General features: G+C 69.0%; 1 protein-coding gene. It reads right to left on the bottom strand.

The window, feature by feature from the left end; genetic code table 11:
• A partial coding sequence (locus BM362_RS46025) for an IS701 family transposase (protein ID WP_093577425.1) occupies positions 1-1270 on the bottom strand: 1270 nt, incomplete at its 3' end.
• Between the last annotated feature and the right edge of the window lie 154 nt (positions 1271-1424).

Genomic DNA, 1424 nt, shown 5'->3' with positions numbered 1-1424 from the left:
ACTCCAGCTGTAGTTCGTGATTGGGCGCTGGTTGCTGGTGTCGTCGCTGGTAGTGGCTTTGGCGGGCTTGGTGCTGGTGTCGTCGGCGCCAGGCGGACCAGGTCAGGACGTCGGCGGCGCGGCGGGCAGGTTGGAGTGTGAGCTGGGCATAGAGGTGCCTGATCTCGTTGCGTGTCAACGGGATCAGGCCCTCGGGTGGTGGTGTGTCGCGGGTGTGGGCTGCGGCGATGGCGAGGAAGGCGTGCGCGAGCATCACCAGGGTGGTCCAGCGATACCAGGAGGTCCAAGTGCGGACCTGGTGCTGGTCGAGGCCGGTGAGTTCTTTGCCGGTCTGGAAGGTCTCCTCGATCGTCCAGCGTCGCCCGGCGACCCGCGCGAGCTCGGCAAGCGACGCCGGGCGCGGGCTGTAGCAGCGGTAGAACGCCGTGTCCCCGGTGCGTCGGTTGCGGCGCATCAGCATCCAGTGATACCCGGTCTTGCCTGCCAGGCGCAGCCGGATGCGGGCCCACAGGCAGGAGCGCCGGCCTTTCGCGCCCGCCCCGGCAGAGAGCTTCTGCCAGGCCCGCTTCGGCAGCGCGGCGGCCCGCTCATCGGCTCTGGCATTCTCCCCGCCGGCCCCGGGAATGCGGTGGTCACAGGCCACGGCCAGCACATAGGCCTGGTCGCGGGCCTCGACCGGATCCCGCAAGCCGGCGGCGTCTTTGCCGTAAGCCTCGTCGCCGGTCACCCATCCCACCTTCACGCCTGCCTCCAGCGCCCGGGTGATCATGGCCAACGCGAGCCGGGATTTCGTGGTGAACAGGTTATGCGCGGGCACGCCGGCTCGTTCCCGCCGCGTCTGGTCCCCGGCCCAGCTTTCGGGCAGGTAGAGCTCGCGGTCGATGAACGTGTGCCCGGCCGGGGTGGAATACACCAGGAACACCGACATCTGCGAGTTCTCGATCCGGCCCGCGGTGCCGGTGTATCGCCGCTGCACCCCGACCGACTCGACGCCCTTCTTCAGGTCGCCGGTCTCGTCGATGACCAGCATCGCATCCCGGTCGCCCAGCTGCTCGACTACGACCTCGCGCAGGTCGTCGCGGACCCCGTCGGCGTCCCAGGCCGCGCGCGAGAGCAGATTCTGCATCCCATCCGGGGTCCGGTCCCCGACTGCCTCAGCGACGGTCCAGCAGTTCACCCGCGCCAGCCCGGCCAACAGCCCCTGCACGAACCGCCCAGCCCGCCGACGCGACTCCACCCGCACGAACCGGTGCCCGACCCGCAGCAACATCTCACCCAGCAGCGACTGCCACCCCGCAGGGTCTACGCTGGCAGCCGCGGCCACCACACGATCTTGAGTTGTCCTCACAAACACCCATGATCACGCGGTGGCCGCACCCATCTCACCAACCCCCTCCAGCAAGATCACGAACTACAGCTGGAGT

This window comes from Amycolatopsis rubida (genome assembly GCF_900115345.1).
GTDB classification, from domain to species: Bacteria; Actinomycetota; Actinomycetes; order Mycobacteriales; family Pseudonocardiaceae; genus Amycolatopsis; species Amycolatopsis rubida.
The sequence above is the reverse complement of the archived record's forward strand: the minus strand, read 5'-3'. Positions and strand labels throughout refer to the sequence as shown.